The following is a 17,968-nucleotide window of genomic DNA, read 5'->3' on the forward strand; positions in this document are numbered from 1 at the left end:
GAGAAAGAGAACCCCCATGGAACGCATTCCCCACGTCATCAACGGCGAACTGGTCTCCGACGCCGAGCGCTACGGCCCCGTCTTCAACCCGGCCACCGGCGAGCAGGAGAAGGAAGTCGCCCTCGCCTCCGCCGCCCGGGTCGAGGAAGCCATCGCGGCCGCCCGCGCCGCGCTGCCCGGCTGGCGCGCCACCAGCCTCGCCCGCCGCACTGCCATCTTCTTCCGCGTCCGCGAGCTGCTGATGCAGCGCCGGCCGGAGCTGGCCGCGCTGCTGACCAGCGAGCACGGCAAGGTCCTCTCCGACGCGGAGGGCGAGATCACCCGCGGCCTGGAGAACATCGAGTTCGCCACCGGGCTCTCCCATGCCCTCAAGGGCGAACGCTCCGAGCAGGTTTCCGGCGGCGTCGACGTCCACTCCGTCCGCCAACCCGTCGGCGTCGTCGCCTGCATCACCCCGTTCAACTTCCCCGCCATGGTGCCGCTGTGGATGATCGGCAGCGCCCTGGCCTGCGGCAACACCGTGCTGCTCAAGCCCAGCGAGAAGGACCCGTCCTCCGCAGTCTTCATCGCCCAGGTCTTCGCCGAGGCGGGGCTGCCCGCCGGCGTCCTGAATGTGGTGCACGGCGACAAGGAGGCCGTGGACGTGCTGCTGGAACACCCGCACGTGAAGGCCGTCAGCTTCGTCGGGTCGACCCCGATCGCCCAGTCCATCTACAAGCGCGCCGCCGACCACGGCAAGCGCGTCCAGGCCCTCGGCGGCGCCAAGAACCACATGGTGGTCCTCCCGGACGCTGACCTGGACATGGCCGCCGACGCGGCGGTCTCCGCCGCCTATGGCTCCGCCGGTGAGCGCTGCATGGCCGTCAGCGTGCTGGTGGCCGTCGGCAACATCGCCGACGACCTGGTCGGCGCGATCAAGACCCGGATGGCCACCCTGAAGATCGGTCCCGGCACCGACCCGGCCTCGCAGATGGGTCCGCTGATCACCGCCGAGCACCGCGACAAGGTCGCCTCCTACGTGGCGGGCGCGGCGGACGAGGGCGCCTCCGTCGTGGTGGACGGCCGCGAGCAGGAGTTCGACTCCAACGGCTTCTTCATCGGCGTCAGCCTGATCGACCACGTCAAGCCCGGCATGAAGGTCTACGACGACGAAATCTTTGGCCCCGTGCTCTCGGTGGTCCGGGTCGAGACCTACGCCGACGCGGTGCAGCTGGTCAACGACAACGAGTTCGGCAACGGCGTGGCGATCTTCACCCGCGACGGCGGCGCGGCGCGCCAGTTCGAGTTCGACGTCGAGGCCGGCATGGTGGGCGTCAACGTCCCGATCCCGGTGCCGGTGGGCACCTTCTCCTTTGGCGGCTGGAAGAACTCGCTCTTCGGCGACACCCACATGTACGGCCCGGAAAGCATCCGTTTCTACACCCGCGGCAAGGTGGTCACCACCCGCTGGCCGGACCCCTCCACCTCGGTGATCGACCTGGGCTTCCCGCAGGTCGACTAGGGCGGCGGACCCGTCGCGGTCAGCCCTTCATGATCTCCGCGCGCCGGGCCATGTAGTCCTCCATCGCAAGCTCGCCGTTGCTGTACATCTGGTCCAGCTCGGCGAGCTTGCGGGCGCGGTAGCCCTGCGCGTTCGACGACGGCGGCGGTACAGGCGGCACGCCCTGCGGGCTGTCTGAACCCTGCGGCTGCGGGGTGGGCCGGGGCGGGTTGTTCCGGTACTGCTCGCTGTCCTCGTAGGGGACCGGCGGCTGCGGCGCGGGGAACTGGTTGGCGGGGTACGGGCTGCCCGGGTACTGGGTACCCGGGGCAGGATTGCCTGGGTAGGGCTGGCCGGCGGGGTACTGGTTTCCCGGGTACTGGTCAGGGTAAGGCTGGCCTGCGGGCGGCTGCGGGGGATTGAGCCGGCCGAAGCCGCCGTAGTAGTCCCGCTGGGTAAAGCCGTCCCGCGGCTGGTTGCTCTGGCCGGGTCCCGGGCCGGTGCCGGGGAAACCTCCGAAGCCGCCCGGCGTGCCCTGGTACGGGCCCTGGTCCCGGTTCTTGTTCTGCACCGAGCGCCGGTAGTAGCGCAAGGCAGCAGGAATCACGAGGGACAGGATGATGATCCAGAAGAAAATACTCACGGTACCGGGCCTCTCAGAAGATGATCTCCCAGCTTAACGCCCGGCACCCGCGGCCCGTGCCGGACTCAGGACCGCAGGGCGTCGGCGGCGTCCGCGGTGCCGGCCGAACCGCCGGCGGCGCCCGTTCCGGTGCCCTTGGGCCCCTCGCCGGAGCCCAGCGGCACGCCGGGGCCGAACACCGGCCCGGCCAGCGGGCGCTTGGCGGTGATGCCGTCGCCGGAGGAGCGGTGCCGCAGCCGGCGCACTACCCACGGCACGAAGTGCTCCCGGGCCCAGATCAGGTCCCCGGTGCGCGCCTCGCGCCACGTCTGCGGCGGCAGCGGCTTGGGGGAGAGCGGTTCCAGGGTGTGCTGGACGTTCAGGGAATCGAGCACCATCGCGGCGATCGTGTGGTGGCCCAGCGGGGAGAAGTGCAGCCGGTCCGCGTCCCACATCTGCGGGTCGCTCAGCTGCCGGAGGGACCACATGTCCGCGATCACCGCGTCGTGCCGGGCCGCCACCGTGCGGAGGTTCTCGTTGTAGATCGCCACCTTGCTCCGGATTCTGCCCAGCACCGAGGACCCCGTGTCGGGGCCGTTGAACAGCACCACCGTGGCGCCGTTCAGGCTCAGGATCTGCACCACCGAGTCCAGTCGCTCGGCCAGCACGTCGGGGTCGCCGCCGGGGCGGATCAGGTCGTTGCCGCCGGCGGAGAGGGTGACGAGGTCCGGCTTCAGCGAGAGGCAGTTGGCGAGCTGCTGGTCCACGATCTGCTGCAGCAACCGGCCGCGCACCGCCAGGTTGGCGTAGGCGAAGTCGTCGTGCCCCCGGCTGAGCTCCTCGGCCACGCGGTCCGCCCAGCCGCGGTGGCCGCCGGGGCTTGCGGGTTCCGGGTCGCCGATCCCCTCGGTGAAGGAATCGCCCATCGCCACGTAGCGGGTCCAGGGGTGGTTGACCGTGCGGTCCGGATCGTTCTCCGTTGCTTTTGTTTCGCTCACCGTTCCATCCTGCCCCCTGCCCCGCAAATCGCGCCACCGTCGCATGTTACTGATTGGTAACTGCAAGAATGGAGCCATGACTGACGCCGCCGGCTACCCGGCAACCTTTCCCGAACCCGTCGTCCTCTGGTCCCGGCCCGAATCCGAGCGGGCCGGGCGGCCCCTGCTGGTGCTGCTGCACGGCTACGGCGCCAACGAACAGGACCTGATGAGCCTCGCGGACATGCTGCCGCAGGAGTTCGTCGTGGCCGCGCTGCGGGCACCGCTGCCCACCGGCCCCGGCTTCACGTGGTTCCCGCTGACGGCGTCCATCGAGTACTCCCTCGACGCCGTCAAGGAAGCCGCCGCCTACGCCGAGCACTGGATCGACTCGGTCCGCGGGGAGCACCCGTCGGTGACGCTGCTGGGCTTCTCGATGGGGATGGCGCTGGCCACCACACTGCTGCGCCGCCGCCCCGGGGCCTACGCCGCCGTCGTCGGCCTCTCCGGCTTCGCCGTGGACGCCGCCGGTGACCCCACCTTCCACGACGCCGATCTGGATGGCACCGTTCCGATGTTCTGGGGGCGGGACCAGCAGGACCCGGTGATCACCCCGGACAAGATCGAATTCACCATGGGCTGGGTGCGCAGGCACGTCAAGCTCACCAAGGTGCTCTACACGGGCATGTGGCACGGCATCAACCAGCAGGAGGTGGGCCATGTGGGGGAGTTCCTCACCCACGAGGTGCTCACCGCCTAGGGGACTGCCGTGACGCCGCGCTAGGCTCGCGCGGGGGTGCTGATCCGGACCGACTCGCCGTTGACCGTGACCACGTCGCCGTGGTGCAACTGCCGGCCGCGGCGCTCCTCGATCTCCCCGTTGACCTTTACAAGCCCGTTCTTGATCAGCTCCGCCGCTTCCACCCCGTCCTCGACCAGGCTGGCCAGCTTCAACAGCTGCCCCAGCCGGATCATCTCGTCGCGGATCGGGACCTCATCAATTTCCGGGTTGCTCATACAAGCAATAATGCCTGACCAAAGGTGCCACCAATGACCCACACGCCCCGGCTGCCGCTGCCGCTCGGACTCCTCGCCGCCGTCACCGCCGGCCTCCTGGTCCCCGTCCAGGCCCGCGTCAACGGCGCCCTCGGCACGGCGCTCGCCGACGGCCTGGCCGCCGCTGTGGTGAGCTTCACCACCGGCCTGATCCTGATGATCGCCATCACCCTGGCGCTGCCCAGGGGCAGGGCAGGGCTGGCGGAGGTGCTGCCGGCCCTGCGGGAACGCCGCTTCCCCCGCTACTACGTGCTGGCTGGTGCCATCGGCGGACTCTTCGTCTTCGCCCAGTCCTTCACCGTGGGCCTGCTCGGCGTGGCGCTGTTCACCGTCGCCGCCGTCACCGGCCAGACCCTCAGCGGCCTGCTGGTGGACCGGATGGGCATCGGCCCGGCGGGCAAGCGGCCCATCACCGGCATCCGGGTCCTCGGCAGCGTCCTCACCGTCGCCGCCGTCGCCTGGGCCGTCTCACCCCGCTTCTCCGGGGGCGCCGGCGCCCCCGACCCGCTGCAGCTCATCCTCCCGGTGCTGCTGCCCGTGCTGGCCGGTTTCCTGATGAGTTTCCAGCAGGCGATGAACGGCACCGCTACCGTCCACTACGGCACCCCCATCACCGCCACCCTGGTGAACTTCATCGCCGGCAGCGTGCTGCTGTGGCTGGCCTGGGGTATCAAACTGGCCATCGCCGGGGCCGGCAACGGCCTGCCCGGACAGTGGTGGTACTACCTCGGCGGCCCGATGGGCTGCATCTTCATCGCCGTCGCCGCGTTCCTGGTCCGCAGCCTGGGCGTGCTGGTCACCGGCCTCGGCATGATCGCCGGGCAGCTCCTCGGCTCGCTCGGCCTGGACCTCGCGCTGCCGGCCCCCGGCACCGTCGTCGCCCTCCCCACCGTGCTGGGCACCCTGCTCACCCTCGCCGCGATCGTCCTGGCCAGCCTGCCCTGGTCCCGGAACGCGCTGAAACGGTAGGGGCCACACGGGTAGGCTAGGACCTTGAATCACCCCTTTCGTACCACCCCGCCCGGCAACCAGCCGGTGACCCGGGGCCAACAGCGCGGACCGCACCCAGCGGCCCTGTAGAAAATGGAGTTCCCATGGCAGCAAAATCCGTACTCGACCAGATCATCTCCCTCGCCAAGCGACGGGGATTCGTCTTCCAGGCCGGCGAAATCTACGGAGGCTCACGCTCTGCCTGGGACTACGGTCCCCTCGGTGCCGAGCTGAAGGAAAACATCAAGCGGCAGTGGTGGCAGTCGGTCGTCCGCGGCCGCGAGGACGTCGTTGGCCTGGACTCCTCCGTCATCCTGCCCCGCCAGGTCTGGGAAGCCTCCGGCCACGTCGAGGTCTTCTCCGACCCGCTGGTCGAATGCCTCTCCTGCCACAAGCGCTACCGCGCCGACCACCTCGAGGAAGAGTACGAGGAGAAGAAGGGCCGCCCGGCCGAGAACGGCCTCAAGGACATCGTCTGCGCCAACTGCGGCACCCGCGGCCAGTGGACCGAGCCGCAGGAATTCTCCGGCCTGCTCAAGACCTACCTGGGCCCGGTGGCCAGCGAAGAGGGCCTGCACTACCTGCGCCCCGAAACCGCCCAGGGCATCTTCGTGAACTTCAACAACGTGCTCACCACCTCCCGGAAGAAGCCGCCGTTCGGCATCGGCCAGATCGGCAAGTCCTTCCGCAACGAGATCACGCCGGGCAACTTCATCTTCCGCACCCGCGAGTTTGAGCAGATGGAAATGGAATTCTTCGTCGAGCCCGGCACCGACGAGCAGTGGCACGAGTACTGGATGAAGGAGCGCATGGCCTGGTACACCGGCCTGGGTATCCGCGAGGAAAACCTGCGCTTCTTCGAACACCCGAAGGAAAAGCTCAGCCACTACTCCAAGGGCACCACGGACATCGAGTACCGCTTCGGCTTCTCCGGCTCCGAGTGGGGCGAGCTCGAGGGCATCGCCAACCGCACCGACTTCGACCTCTCCACCCACTCGAAGGCCTCCGGCCAGGACCTGAGCTACTTCAACCAGGCCACCAACGAGCGCTACACCCCGTACGTGATCGAGCCCGCCGCCGGCCTGACCCGATCCTTCATGGCGTTCATGATCGACGCGTACGTCGAGGACGAGGCCCCCAACGCCAAGGGCGGGGTCGACGTCCGCACCGTGCTCAAGCTGGACCCGCGCCTGGCCCCGGTCAAGGCCGCCGTCCTGCCGCTGAGCCGCAACGAGGACCTCTCGCCCAAGGCCAAGGACCTCGCCGCGCAGCTGCGCAAGAACTGGAACATCGACTTCGACGACGCCGGCGCGATCGGCCGCCGCTACCGCCGCCAGGACGAGATCGGCACCCCGTTCTGCATCACCGTGGACTTCGACACCCTTGAGGACCAGGCCGTCACCATCCGTGAGCGCGACACCATGAGCCAGGAGCGCGTCTCCCTGGACAAGGTGGAGGGCTACCTCGCCGCGCGGCTGATCGGCGCCTGAGCATGGCGATCGAGTACCGCCCCTGGCGCGACGGCGACGACCTGGCGCTGCTGGAAATCTGGGGCGGCCCGGAAACGGACCAGGCCCGGCAGTTCCGCGCCGCCCTGGCGCCCTCCAGCAACACCCCGTGGCGCCGCTGCATCGTGGCCGAGGACGTCGTCGACGGCGTGGCCATCCCGGTCGCGGCCGGCGTCGTGCACGAGGCCACGCTGCACCCGGAACGCCTCTGGGTGTACGTGGAGGTGGCCCGGGACCACCGCCGGGCCGGCATTGGCTCGACGCTGCTGGCCATGCTCCGGCACGAGGCCCAGCAGTCGCCCTCCGGCGTGACCCGGCTGCGGACCAAGGTTGAACCCGGCACCCCCGGCGCCGGCTTCGCCGAGGCCGCCGGCCTGACACCCATCCAGCGGTCCCGCCTGGTGGTGGTCGAACCCGGCGCCCTGAAGCTGCCCGTCTTCGGCGACGGCTCCGAGGCCGCGGCTTCCGAGCGGGTTGAGGACCTGGCCACGGGTTCGGTGGAACTGAGCGACGTCGTGGGCCGGTACTACACCGCCGTGCACCACTGGGACACCCCGGGGGAGCTCAGCGTCGCCACCGTGCAGCGGCTCTTCCTCGACGACCTGACCGGGGCCCGCGGGGCGATCGTGCTGCGCGCGCCGAAGGCCAGTGCCTTCGGCGCAGGCGTTCCGGCCAGCAGGAAGGGCAAGCTGCAGGCCTTCGCCGTCAGCTACGCCCAGGGCGCCCTGGAGACCGGCGCATTGGAGACGGGCACCCCGGACGCCGGTGCGGCCGGGGCCGAGCCCTCGGACGTGTTCCTGGGCCACGACCCGGAGCTGTCCGCCGAGGACGCCCGGGCCGCCGTCCGGGACCTGCTGGCGCTGATCGCCTACCAGTACCCGGTGCTGCTGGAACTGGATGACTCCATGGAGGCGCTGACCGCCGTCGTCGAACCCCTGCTGGAGGCAGGCACCGCCCGGCTGGCCGAGGCGGACACGCTGGTCCTCTCCGACCCGGCCTAAGCCGCCTTAAAACACACTGACCCGCAGCTGTTGTCATGATGACAACGGCTGCGGGTCAGTTGGGTTAAGGGCTACTTCCCCGCTACTTTCCCGAAGGCATTACCGGCGGGACGAAGTCGAAGGTCATGCCCAGCAGCCAGACCAGCAGGAGCACCACCGGGAGGTGGAAGAGGAACTGCAGGAAGGTGAAGCCGACCAGGTCGCGGGCCCGCAGCTTCAGCACCGCGAGCAGCGGCAGCATGAAGAACGGGTTGACCAGGTTCGGCAGCGCCTCGGCGATGTTGTAGATCTGCACCGTCCAGCCCAGGTTCATCTGCACGTCCGTGGCGGACTGCATCACGTACGGGGCCTCCACCAGCCACTTGCCGCCGCCGGAGGGGACCAGCAGGCCCAGCACCGCGGTGTAGAGGGCAATAACGACGGCGAAGCCGCCGCCGCTGCCGATCTGGGCGAAGAATTCGGCCAGGTGCCCGGAGATGGACATGCCGCCGGCGCCGGTGGCCTTGGTCAGGATTGCGGCCATCGCGGCGTAGAGCGGGAACTGGACCAGGATGCCGGCGGTGGCCGGGACGGCCTTGGTGACCGCCTGCAGGAAGTTCCGCGGCGTGCCGTGCAGCACCAGGCCCAGGATGAGGAAGACCAGCAGGTAGCCGTTGAGGCTGCTGACCACGGACAGGAACGGCTTGGTCAGGAACTGGGAGACCAGCCAGCCCAGGGTCAGGAGCCCGGCCAGGATCGGCAGGATCCGGCTGTATTCGAGCCATTCACCCGGACGGGACCGGGGTGCCGGCTCGGTCGGGGCGTCGTCGAGGTCTACGCCCAGGTCCTGCGCGGTGCGGATGGAGCCGCCCTGCGGGGCGGAGAAGTGCGCGATCACGGTGGTCAGCAGCATCAGGATGGCGAGGGTCAGCAGCGACTGCCAGGTGAAGATGGTGGTGCCGAAGTCCAGGACGCCGGTGATTTTCAGCAGCGCCGGCGGCAGCGAGGCCGGGGTGGCCTGCAGCTGGGCGGCGGAGGAGGACAGGCCGAGGGCCCAGACGGCGCCGAGGCCCATGAACGCGGCCGCGCCGAGGGCCCGGTAGTCGACGGTGAGGTCCTTGCGGCGGGCGATGGCGCGGGCCAGCAGGCCGCCGAAGATCAGGCTCAGGCCCCAGTTGAGGAAGGACACGGACATGGACATCAGGGCCACGAAGCTGACGGCGGTGCGCGCGGTGGCCGGGACCATGGCCAGGCGGTTGATCAGGCGCGCCACCGGAGGGGACGTTGCCACGACGTAGCCGGTGAGGACCACCATGGCCATCTGCAGGGTGAAGGCGGTCAGGTCCCAGAAGCCGTTGCCGAAGGAGTCTGCGATCGACTGCGGGGAGGCGCCGATGGCCAGTGCGGCGAGGGCGATGATGATGACCCCGGCGAGGGCGAAGATGTAGGCGTCCGGGAACCACTTCTCCGTCCAGGCGGCCATCCGTTGGGCGATCCGGGCGAGACCGCGTTCCTCGCCGATCGTGCTTGTGGTCAGGGCTGTGTTTGCCACCGGGGGTGTACCTCTCCATTGAGTGCGTTTTTCTACCCGATGGAGTTTAGCCAGCGCCCCGCCCCGGCCCGGGTTTATCGGCGCGTGTTGGCCCGGCCCAGGCTCTCAGGCGGGCGGCGGAGCGCCGAGCGGTCGATCTGCCGCGGTCAGCGGCGGCGAAGCACAGCGTTGGAGCTCAGCGGCGGCGGGCGCGGGCGCGGCGGGGGCCCTCGGCCTCGTCCAGCCGGCGCCGCTGTTCCTCCGTGGGAGCGCCGCCGCCGTGGTCGGCGGGCATCCACCAGGCCCCGGGCGCGGGGCGGAGCGGAAAGTCGGCCATGGCGACGTCGATCCCGTCCTGGAGTGCCGTCCGCAGCGCCTCGGTGGCGGCGGCGACGTCCACCCCCGGACCGGGTGTGAGAGGTTCGCCCACGTGCACCCGCACGGGGGCGCGCCAGGCCCGCAGCGGCGAGAAGCCGTGGTGCCGGGTCATGATCCGGTGCGCGCCCCAGACCGAGACCGGGATGATGGGGACGCCCGCCTCGGCGGCCATCCGCACCGCGCCGGTCTTGCATTCGCGGACCTTGAAGCTGCGGCTGACGCCGGCCTCGGGCAGGATCGCCACGTACTCGCCGGCGCGGAGTTTTTGAACGGCGGCGTCGTAGGCGTGGGAGCCCGTCTCGTAGCCGACGACGACGTGCCCGGCGGCGCTCACGGCGGGGCCGGCGAACCAGTGGTCAGCCGCGCCCTGGGTGATGAGGAAGCGCATCTGCGCCCTGTTGCGGGCCCAGAGCAGCAGTTCGGCGGCGGCGAAGTCGAGGTACCCGAAGTGGGTGATCGCGACGACGGCCCCGGAGCCGGGAACCGGGGTGCGGGAGGCGGTGCCGCGGTGGTCCGGGGCCGGCAGGTGCTCCTGGCCCGTGACGATGATCCGGATCTGGAACAACCAGCGCAGGGCCTGCCCGGTGCGCACGATCGAGCGGTAGAAGCGGTCGTTAGGCGCCGGACGCCAGTGCGGGAACCGTCCCATTATTGCCCCCTACCCGTGCCCGTGCCCGTTGCGGCGCGGCGGGTCCGCGGCGGCCACGGCAGGAAGCCCGAGGTCGCCTCAACGTATTCCCGGTAGCCCGGCCGGCCGGCCATGGCCTTCTCGGTCAGCGGTTTGCCGGTCTTGCCGGCCAGGGTCCAGATCATCAGGGCGGGGGAGAGGACGGTGAGGATGCCCGGCCAGGAGTCCGCCGCCACCAGGAACAGGCCGGCCCAGACGGCCGCGTCACCGAAGTAGTTCGGGTGCCGGGTGTAGCGCCAGAGGCCGGTGTCCAAAACGGTCCCGCGCCGGGCGGGATCGGCCTTGAACTGCGCCAGCTGCCGGTCGCCGACGGTTTCGAAGACGAAGCCGACGGCCCACAGCAGCGCCCCGGCCAGGGCCAGCCAGCCCAGGGGAGCGGTGGCGAACATCCCCACCTGCAGCGTTAGGGAGACGAAGAAGAGCACGATGCCCTGGGGCAGGTAGACGCGGCGCAGGGCGTAGACATCCCGGGAGCCCGGCGCGCCGTCGAGCATGGCGGTGTAGCGCGGGTCCTCGTGCCCGCCGCGCGCCCGGACGCCGATGTGCGCTCCCAGCCGCAGGCCCCAGACTGCCACGAGCACCAGCAGCAGGAGGCGCCGGCCGCCGTCGCCGTGCCCGGCTGAGAGCAGCCAGGACACCGCCGCCACGACCACGAAGCCGGGCCCCCACACCACGTCCATCACCGAGTGCCGGCGCTGCCGGACGGCGACGGCGAAGGTCACGGCCAGCAGTGCCGCCACGGCCAGTGCGGCCCAGGGAAGGCTGGCCAGGAAGGCCTCCAGCGGGAAGTCCAGCGGCGGGAAAGCCTGCATTAGAGAACCACTGGCAGCGCAGCCGCGGCCGGCAGCACCTGGCGGAGAGCATCGGTTCCGGCAGGCTTGGCGCCGGTGCTGGCGGCAAACGAGTCCAGGATGAAGCCATTGGCCAGGGAGTTCCAGAGCCCCACCCGGCGGAACATAAAGTGCCCGGCGCCGGTGAGCGAGACGTAGTCAATCGAGGCGGCGATCCCCTCCGCACGGCGGGCGTAGGCCAGGGAGTTCACCGGGCTGGTCCAGCGGTCCTCGTCCCCGTGGACGATCAGGACGCGGCGGCCCGCCACGCGCTCCACCGGCGTCGCGGCGGTCAGCCAGGGGGCGAGGGCGACGACGGCGGCAACCTGCGGATCGTCGGCGACGCAGAGGGCCGTGAGGCCGCCCATGGAGTGGCCCAGCAGGAACACCGGGACGCCCGGGTGTTCGCGCGCGATCTGCGACAGGGCCCAGCGGGCGTCCTGCACGGGGGACATGTCCGGGCCGTTCCAGCCGCGGTACCGGTTCCGCATGGTCCAGACCGCCAGGCCATGCGGTCCGCCCTGGCTGCGCAGGGCCTGGGCGAAGGGCAGCATCCGGGCCGGGCTGAGGTGCCGGGCACGGACCTGGTCGAAGCTGTCCGCCCGTCCACCGTGCAGCACCAGTGCGACGCCGCGGGTCTGCCCCTCGGCGTCGGCGACGCTCAGCTCCGCCCGGGCCTCCGGGCCCGGGCCCGTGTGTTCGCGCTCGTCTGCAATTCGCCTGGCCACGATAGTGTCCTCCACCCTGCTTGTCCTGCCCATACCAACACCGGGCCCGCGGGCGAAGTTCCCGCACGCCGAGTTTATGTCCCGCGGTGATTCGGAACCCGCCACGGCGGGGATGGGTGCGCCGTGCCACCGTGCCCGGGCGGCAACGTTCTCCCCGTAGGATTTTCGGCATGGAGATCACCTGCTGATGGGCGCCGGACACTCGCACGCCCCGCACCCGGCCGAACCGCCGTCGCCCCGTGCCCTCGCGGCCCGCCGCAAAGCCAACTGGATCCTGGCGGCGGTCCTGGCGCCTTTGACCGTCCTGACCATTGTGGCGATGATCCTCCTCTGGCCCTCGGGCAGCAAGGAAGGCCTCACCCTCGCCAGCCCCTACGCCGCCGCCCCGGGCGTCACCTTCGACACCGGCAAGATCCAGCGCGTCGTGACCGGCAGCTGCATGGACACCACACAGGGTCAAACGCCAGCGCAGGGGCAGCAGCCGGCCCAGCAGGGCCAGCCCGCCGACGGGCAGTCCGCCCAGCCCCAAGCTCCGGGAACGGGCTCGCAGTGCACCTTCGCCTGGACGGAACCGGACCAGGGCGGCAACCCGGTCAAGGTGGTGATCAACCCCGACGTCGCCAAGTCCCACGGCGTCAAGGTCGGCGACAACATTCGCTACCTCAACCTCTCCCGGGTCCAGGGCGCCGACGCCGGCGGCTCCCCGGCGTTCGTCTTCGTCGACTTCGTCCGGACCCTGCCGATCATCCTGCTCGCGGTGCTCTACGCCGTCGTCGTGATCGCCGTCGCCCGCTGGCGCGGACTGCGGGCGCTCATCGGCCTCGTGGGTGCCTATGCGGTGCTGGTCTCCTTCATGCTGCCCGGCCTCGTGGAGGGCAAACCGCCGCTGCTGCTGGCCCTGGTCGGATCCACCGTGATCATGATCGGGGTGCTCTACTTCGCGCACGGGTTCACCGCCCGGACCTCGACGGCGCTGCTGGGCACCATGTTCGGCCTGGCGATCACCGCCGCGCTCGCAGCCTGGGCCACGGACGCGGCGAACCTGGCCGGCGTCGGGAACCACGACGCCGCCACGCTCGCCAACGTCTCGGACCACATCTCGATCTCCGGAATCATCCTCTGCGGGCTGATCATCTCCGGCCTCGGCGTCCTCAACGACGTCACCATCACCCAGTCCTCCGCCGTCTGGGAGCTCTGGGAACTGGCACCGGAGACCTCGGCACGGAAGCTCTTCGCCTCGGCCATGCGGATCGGCCGCGACCACATCGCCTCCACCGTCTACACCATCGCGTTCGCCTATGCGGGCGCGGCGCTGCCCATCCTGATCATCGTGATGCTCTACGAGCGCCCGCTGGGGGACGCACTGACCAGCGCCGAACTCTCCGAAGAGGTGGTCCGCACCCTGGTCGGGTCGATCGGGCTCGTCCTGGCGATCCCCGTGACCACCCTGATCGCCGTGCTGGTGGTCAAGGCCACCGGGCTCCGTTCGGGCGGGCCCGCGGCGCCGGTTGCCGGCAGTCCGGGACCCGCCGACAACCGGGACCCGCGCCCCGCCGCCGGCCGGGAACCGGCCCCGGCCGTCGACGCCGGTCCGGATGCCCCGCCGGAGAAGCGCCGGGGCCGGCGCGCGGCCCCGGTTTCCACATAGCGGGCACGGCGCGGCCTCGATTTGTCCGGCTTTGAGACAATGGAGGGGTGACTGTTGTAGCAACCCCTCCCGCCCCCAAGCTGGAACTGCCGCCCCTGAAGCTGGGCCCGATCACGGTGGACACGCCCGTGATCCTCGCCCCGATGGCAGGCATCACCAACTCCGCCTTCCGCAGGCTCTGCCGTGAATACGGCGGCGGCCTCTACGTCGCGGAGATGGTCACCTCCCGTGCCCTCGTCGAGCGCACCCCCGAATCGCTGCGCATCATCTCCCACGACGACGACGAAAAGGTCCGCTCCGTCCAGCTCTACGGCGTGGACCCGGTCACCGTCGGCGCGGCCGTGCGGATGCTCGTCGAGGAGGACCGCGCGGACCACATCGACCTCAACTTCGGCTGCCCGGTGCCCAAGGTGACCCGGCGCGGCGGCGGCTCCGCCCTGCCCTGGAAGATCGACCTGTTCACCTCGATCGTCCAGACCGCCGTCAAGGAAGCCTCCAAGGGCAACATCCCGCTGACCATCAAGATGCGCAAGGGCATCGACGATGACCACCTGACCTACCTCGACGCCGGCCGGATCGCCCGCGATTCGGGCGTCGCCGCCGTCGCCCTGCACGGGCGCACCGCCGCCCAGTTCTACTCCGGCCAGGCCGACTGGTCCGCCATCGCCCGGCTGCGCGAGGCCCTCCCGGACATCCCCGTCCTGGGCAACGGCGACATCTGGTCCGCGGAGGACGCCGTCCGCATGGTCCGGGAAACCGGCGTCGACGGCGTCGTCGTCGGCCGCGGGTGCCAGGGCCGGCCCTGGCTCTTCGGCGACCTGATGGCCGCCTTCGAGGGCAGCGACGTCCGGCACAAGCCGGGACTGCGGCAGGTCGCCAAGGGTATCTACCGGCACGCCGAACTGATGGTCGAGACCTTCGGTGACGAGGGGAAGGCCCTGCGCGAGATCCGCAAACACATGGCCTGGTACCTCAAGGGCTACGTGGTGGGCAGCGACCTGCGCCACCGGCTGGCCCTCGTCACCAGCCTGGAGGTGCTCCGCGGCACCCTGGACGAGCTGGACCTCGACTCGCCCTACCCGGGCGTCGACGCCGAGGGGCCCCGCGGCCGCGCCGGCTCGCCGAAGAAACCCGCACTGCCCAAGGACTGGCTGCTGGACCGCCGCCTGAACGCGGAGCAGTCCCAGGAGATCGCCGCCGCCGAACTGGACGTCTCCGGTGGCTGAGACCCGGACCGCCGCCCCGGTGCTGGACGGCTACGTGGAGAGCGACACCGCCCGCTGGGTCGAGGAGCCGCCCAAGAGCACCTACCGGTCCGACTTCGAACGGGACCGCGCCCGGGTGCTGCACTCCTCGGCGCTGCGCCGGCTCGGCGCCAAGACCCAGGTGGTCGCCCCGGATACCGACGACTTCGTCCGAACCCGGCTCACGCACAGCCTCGAGGTCGCCCAAGTGGGCCGCGAACTGGGCCGCGCCCTGGGCTGCGATCCCGACGTCGTGGACACCGCATGCCTCAGCCACGACCTGGGACACCCGCCCTTCGGGCACAACGGCGAGTCCGCCCTGAACGAGGTGGCGCACGCGATCGGCGGCTTCGAGGGCAACGCCCAGACCCTGCGCCTGCTGACCCGGCTGGAACCGAAGGTCCTCGCCGCGGACGGCCGCCCGGCCGGGCTCAACCTCACCCGGGCCAGCCTCGACGCCGCCGCCAAGTACCCCTGGTCGGCGGAAAACGCGCCGGTCATCCACGGCCAGCGCACCAGCAAGTTCGGCGCCTACGAGGACGACCTGCCCATCTTCGACTGGATCCGCGAGGGCGCCCCGGAGCGGCGCTCCTGCCTCGAGGCCCAGGTCATGGACCTGGCCGACGACATCTCGTACTCGGTGCACGACGTCGAGGACGCGATCGTCGCGGGGCACTTCCAGCTGCGCTGGATGGACAATCCGGACCACCGCGCCCGCGTCGTCGGCTACGCTAAGCAGTGGTACCTGCCGCACAACGACCCGGCCGCGATCGACGCCGCCCTGGCCCGCCTCGAGGCCACCAGCGTGTGGGTCCGCGAGGCCGACGGCAGCCGCAAGTCCATGGCGGCCCTGAAGGACATGACCAGCCAGCTCATCGGCAGGTTCTGCCAGAGCGCCCTGGAGACCACCCGCGCCGTGTACGGGCCGGAGAACCTCACCCGCTACAACGCCGAACTGATTGTCCCGGACGAGACCGTGATGGAGATCGCGGTGATGAAGGGCCTGGCCACCACCTTCGTGATGACCACCGAACACCGGCAGCCGATCTACGAACGCCAGCGCGAGGTCCTGCACGCCCTGGTGACCGCGTTGAACGCCACCGGCGACCGGCACCTCGAGCCGATGTTCGCCGCGGACTGGCGCGACGCCGCCGACGACGGGGCGCGGCTGCGCGTCGTCATCGACCAGGTCGCCTCGCTGACTGACGGCTCCGCGCTGGCCATGTATGAACGGCTGGTCGGCAGCCTACCGTCACTGTGGTGACAGCGGGAGTGACTAGGATGGCTCCGTGGCCGGCCTGATCAAACGCGAAGACATCGACGAGGTGCGCCAGCGCACCGACATCAAGGAAGTCGTCGACGGCTACGTCACGCTCAAGGGCGCCGGCCTCGGCTCCTACAAGGGCCTCTGCCCGTTCCACGACGAGCGTTCCCCCTCCTTCACCGTCCGCCCCCAGGTGGGCCGGTACCACTGCTTCGGCTGCGGCGAGGACGGGGACGTGATCTCCTTCGTGCAGAAGCTGGACCACACCACCTTCCATGAGGCGGTCGAGAAGCTCGCCGCCCGGATCGGCTACGAGCTCCGCTACGAGGACGGCGGCTCCGGCCCCAACCGTGAGGAGATCGGCCGCCGCCAGCGGCTCCTGGACGCCCACAAGATCGCCGACGAATTCTTCCGCGCCCAGCTCCTGACCCCGGGCGCGGCCGAAGGCCGGAACTTCCTCTACGGCCGCGGCTTCGACCGGGCGGCCTCCGAGCAGTTCGGCGTCGGCTACGCCCCGCAGGGCTGGGACTCGCTGCTCAAGCACCTCCGCGGCCGCGGCTTCACGGACGCGGAACTGAAACTCACCGGCATGTTCTCCGAGGGCAACCGGGGGATTTATGACCGGTTCCGCGGCCGGCTGATCTGGCCCATCCGCGACATCGCGGGGGACACCATCGGCTTCGGCGCCCGGAAGCTCTACGAGGACGACCAGGGCCCCAAGTACCTCAACACCCCGGAGACGGCGCTCTACAAGAAGTCCCAGGTCCTCTACGGGATCGACCTGGCCAAGCGCACCATCGCCAAGGACCGGCAACTGGTGGTGGTGGAGGGCTACACCGATGTGATGGCCTGCCATCTGGCCGGTGTGACGACGGCGGTGGCCACCTGCGGCACCGCCTTCGGCACGGACCACATCAAGATCGCCCGCCGGCTGCTCTCCGACGACGGCAGCGGAGGCGAGGTCATCTTCACCTTCGACGGCGACGCCGCCGGCCAGAAGGCCGCCCTGCGCGCCTTCGAGGAGGACCAGCGGTTCGTCGCACAGACGTACGTGGCGGTCGAACCCACCGGGGCCGACCCCTGCGACCTGCGCCAGGCCAAGGGCGACGCCGCCGTACGCGACCTGATTGGCACCCGCCGGCCGCTCTTCGAATTCGCCATCCGGGCCACCCTGCGCCGGCACAACCTGGACACCGTGGAGGGCCGGATCTCGGCGCTGCGCGAGTCCGCGCCCGTCGTGGCGCAGATCCGCGACGCCGGCATGCGCCCGGCCTACGCCCGCGAGCTCGCCGGCTGGCTCGGGATGCCCGTGGAGGACGTCAGCCGGGCCGTGGGCGCGGCCATGAAGCGCGGCACCCAGGGCGGTCCCGGTCAGCAGGGCGGCCGCGGGGGAGCGGGCCAGGGCAACGGCTTCGGTTCCGCCGGCCAGCAGGGCGGCTACCAACAGAACCAGCAGGGCTACCAGAATCAGGGTGGCTACCCTCAGCAGGGCCAGAACCCGGGTGCACCGGGGGTGGCGCCGCTGCCGCCGTCGGCCGCGCTGCCCGCGTTCAACCGGCCCGATCCCCGCGACCCCGTCGCGGCGATGGAACGGCAGGCGCTGGAAGTGGTGCTGCAGCAACCCTCGATGCTGGAGGGGACCACCTGGGAGCGCTTCTCCGAGGCGCGGTTCTCCACCCCGGCCTACCTCGCGATCCACGAGGCCATCCGCGCCACGGGCCTGGCCTCGGCCGCGGATCCGGCCCGCTGGGTCGCCGAGCTGCTCCAGGAGGTTCCGGAACCGCTCCGTCCGCTCGTCTCCGAGCTCTCGGTGGTGCCGTTGCCGGCCAGCACCGAGGACGCCGTGCAGCGCTACTGCCGGGACATCCTGGCCCGGCTGTTCGAACTGCAGATCACGCGGGTCAAGGCGGACAAGATGGGCCAGTTGCAGCGCCTCGACGCCGCCGCGAACCCGGAGGAGTTCCAGCGACTCAACCGCGAGCTGATGGAACTGGAGATGCAGCGGCGGTCCTTGCGCGCCGATTCCTGAGGCCTCGCCCCGCAA

Annotated in this window: 16 protein-coding genes; 9 read left to right on the forward strand and 7 right to left on the reverse strand. The window is 70.6% G+C overall.

All coding sequences use genetic code 11. The features are described from left to right. Positions 1-16: 16 nt before the first annotated feature. Complete coding sequence (locus ACFVY3_RS08340; RefSeq protein ID WP_400159394.1) at positions 17-1,501, forward strand: CoA-acylating methylmalonate-semialdehyde dehydrogenase; 1,485 nt, start codon at positions 17-19, stop codon at positions 1,499-1,501. A gap of 19 nt (positions 1,502-1,520) precedes the next feature. On the opposite strand, the gene ACFVY3_RS08345 is transcribed toward ACFVY3_RS08340, so the two are convergent. Both ACFVY3_RS08345 and ACFVY3_RS08350 read right to left on the reverse strand, forming a co-directional pair. Then, positions 1,521-2,123 carry a hypothetical protein gene (locus tag ACFVY3_RS08345; protein WP_400159395.1) on the reverse strand — a complete coding sequence of 201 codons (603 nt, stop codon included), beginning with the start codon at positions 2,121-2,123 and terminating at the stop codon, positions 1,521-1,523. A 65-nt stretch (positions 2,124-2,188) separates the two neighbouring features. Then, complete coding sequence (locus ACFVY3_RS08350) at positions 2,189-3,028, reverse strand: SGNH/GDSL hydrolase family protein (protein ID WP_377972511.1); 840 nt, start codon at positions 3,026-3,028, stop codon at positions 2,189-2,191. 148 nt (positions 3,029-3,176) lie between these two features. Here ACFVY3_RS08350 and ACFVY3_RS08355 point away from each other — a divergent pair, with 148 nt between their 5' ends. Further along, positions 3,177-3,839, forward strand: coding sequence for an alpha/beta hydrolase (locus ACFVY3_RS08355; protein WP_290258423.1), 663 nt, complete (start codon positions 3,177-3,179; stop codon positions 3,837-3,839). A 20-nt stretch (positions 3,840-3,859) separates the two neighbouring features. Here ACFVY3_RS08355 and ACFVY3_RS08360 read toward each other — a convergent pair whose 3' ends face one another. Further along, a complete protein-coding gene (locus ACFVY3_RS08360; RefSeq protein WP_400159396.1) occupies positions 3,860-4,096 on the reverse strand; it encodes an RNA-binding S4 domain-containing protein in 237 nt (78 codons plus the stop codon). Positions 4,097-4,129: 33 nt separating this feature from the next. Between ACFVY3_RS08360 and ACFVY3_RS08365 the strand changes: the two genes are divergently transcribed. The 3 genes from ACFVY3_RS08365 to ACFVY3_RS08375 all read left to right on the forward strand — a co-directional run bounded on the left by ACFVY3_RS08365 (position 4,130) and on the right by ACFVY3_RS08375 (position 7,634). Further along, positions 4,130-5,104 carry a DMT family transporter gene (locus tag ACFVY3_RS08365; protein WP_400159397.1) on the forward strand — a complete coding sequence of 325 codons (975 nt, stop codon included), beginning with the start codon at positions 4,130-4,132 and terminating at the stop codon, positions 5,102-5,104. A gap of 125 nt (positions 5,105-5,229) precedes the next feature. Then, complete coding sequence (locus tag ACFVY3_RS08370) at positions 5,230-6,615, forward strand: glycine--tRNA ligase (RefSeq protein ID WP_377972270.1); 1,386 nt, start codon at positions 5,230-5,232, stop codon at positions 6,613-6,615. 2 nt (positions 6,616-6,617) lie between these two features. Next, positions 6,618-7,634, forward strand: a complete 1,017-nt coding sequence (locus ACFVY3_RS08375) for a GNAT family N-acetyltransferase (protein ID WP_400159398.1) — start codon at positions 6,618-6,620, stop codon at positions 7,632-7,634. Between the two features lie 82 nt (positions 7,635-7,716). Here ACFVY3_RS08375 and ACFVY3_RS08380 read toward each other — a convergent pair whose 3' ends face one another. From ACFVY3_RS08380 to ACFVY3_RS08395, 4 genes are all read right to left on the reverse strand, one after another. Next, on the reverse strand, positions 7,717-9,165 hold the full coding sequence (locus tag ACFVY3_RS08380) for a short-chain fatty acid transporter (RefSeq protein ID WP_400159399.1): 1,449 nt from the start codon (positions 9,163-9,165) through the stop codon (positions 7,717-7,719). A 175-nt stretch (positions 9,166-9,340) separates the two neighbouring features. Next, on the reverse strand, positions 9,341-10,171 hold the full coding sequence (locus ACFVY3_RS08385; protein WP_400159400.1) for a lysophospholipid acyltransferase family protein: 831 nt from the start codon (positions 10,169-10,171) through the stop codon (positions 9,341-9,343). Next, positions 10,171-11,022: a DUF1295 domain-containing protein gene (locus ACFVY3_RS08390; RefSeq protein ID WP_377972266.1), complete on the reverse strand. Its 852-nt coding sequence runs from the start codon at positions 11,020-11,022 to the stop codon at positions 10,171-10,173. The genes ACFVY3_RS08385 and ACFVY3_RS08390 overlap by 1 nt, the downstream gene beginning before the upstream one ends. Beyond that, positions 11,022-11,768: an alpha/beta hydrolase gene (locus tag ACFVY3_RS08395; RefSeq protein ID WP_400159401.1), complete on the reverse strand. Its 747-nt coding sequence runs from the start codon at positions 11,766-11,768 to the stop codon at positions 11,022-11,024. Before ACFVY3_RS08395 ends, ACFVY3_RS08390 begins: the two co-directional genes overlap by 1 nt. A 187-nt stretch (positions 11,769-11,955) precedes the next feature. Here ACFVY3_RS08395 and ACFVY3_RS08400 point away from each other — a divergent pair, with 187 nt between their 5' ends. From ACFVY3_RS08400 to dnaG, 4 genes are read left to right on the forward strand one after another with little or no spacing between them, the layout of a single operon-like run. Continuing rightward, positions 11,956-13,416 carry a YibE/F family protein gene (locus ACFVY3_RS08400; protein WP_400159402.1) on the forward strand — a complete coding sequence of 487 codons (1,461 nt, stop codon included), beginning with the start codon at positions 11,956-11,958 and terminating at the stop codon, positions 13,414-13,416. Between the two features lie 47 nt (positions 13,417-13,463). After that, on the forward strand, positions 13,464-14,642 hold the full coding sequence (dusB, locus tag ACFVY3_RS08405) for a tRNA dihydrouridine synthase DusB (protein WP_400159403.1): 1,179 nt from the start codon (positions 13,464-13,466) through the stop codon (positions 14,640-14,642). Then, on the forward strand, positions 14,635-15,924 hold the full coding sequence (locus ACFVY3_RS08410) for a deoxyguanosinetriphosphate triphosphohydrolase (protein ID WP_377972261.1): 1,290 nt from the start codon (positions 14,635-14,637) through the stop codon (positions 15,922-15,924). Before dusB ends, ACFVY3_RS08410 begins: the two co-directional genes overlap by 8 nt. 25 nt (positions 15,925-15,949) lie before the next feature. Beyond that, positions 15,950-17,953 carry a DNA primase gene (dnaG, locus tag ACFVY3_RS08415; RefSeq protein WP_400159404.1) on the forward strand — a complete coding sequence of 668 codons (2,004 nt, stop codon included), beginning with the start codon at positions 15,950-15,952 and terminating at the stop codon, positions 17,951-17,953. The last annotated feature ends 15 nt before the right edge of the window (positions 17,954-17,968 follow it).

It is taken from the genome of Arthrobacter sp. BPSS-3 (assembly GCF_044628475.1).
Taxonomy (GTDB): domain Bacteria; phylum Actinomycetota; class Actinomycetes; order Actinomycetales; family Micrococcaceae; genus Arthrobacter.

Bases quoted from the DNA above. Each gene is read 5' to 3' on its own strand.
- ACFVY3_RS08340 (WP_400159394.1), top strand. From the start codon at position 17: ATGGAACGCATTCCCCACGTCATCAACGGCGAACTGGTCTCCGACGCC.
- ACFVY3_RS08350 (WP_377972511.1), bottom strand. From the start codon at position 3,028: ATGGGCGATTCCTTCACCGAGGGGATCGGCGACCCGGAACCCGCAAGC.
- ACFVY3_RS08355 (WP_290258423.1), top strand. From the start codon at position 3,177: ATGACTGACGCCGCCGGCTACCCGGCAACCTTTCCCGAACCCGTCGTC.
- ACFVY3_RS08360 (WP_400159396.1), bottom strand. From the start codon at position 4,096: ATGAGCAACCCGGAAATTGATGAGGTCCCGATCCGCGACGAGATGATC.
- ACFVY3_RS08365 (WP_400159397.1), top strand. From the start codon at position 4,130: ATGACCCACACGCCCCGGCTGCCGCTGCCGCTCGGACTCCTCGCCGCC.
- ACFVY3_RS08370 (WP_377972270.1), top strand. From the start codon at position 5,230: ATGGCAGCAAAATCCGTACTCGACCAGATCATCTCCCTCGCCAAGCGA.
- ACFVY3_RS08375 (WP_400159398.1), top strand. From the start codon at position 6,618: ATGGCGATCGAGTACCGCCCCTGGCGCGACGGCGACGACCTGGCGCTG.
- ACFVY3_RS08385 (WP_400159400.1), bottom strand. From the start codon at position 10,171: ATGGGACGGTTCCCGCACTGGCGTCCGGCGCCTAACGACCGCTTCTAC.
- ACFVY3_RS08390 (WP_377972266.1), bottom strand. From the start codon at position 11,022: ATGCAGGCTTTCCCGCCGCTGGACTTCCCGCTGGAGGCCTTCCTGGCC.
- ACFVY3_RS08400 (WP_400159402.1), top strand. From the start codon at position 11,956: ATGGGCGCCGGACACTCGCACGCCCCGCACCCGGCCGAACCGCCGTCG.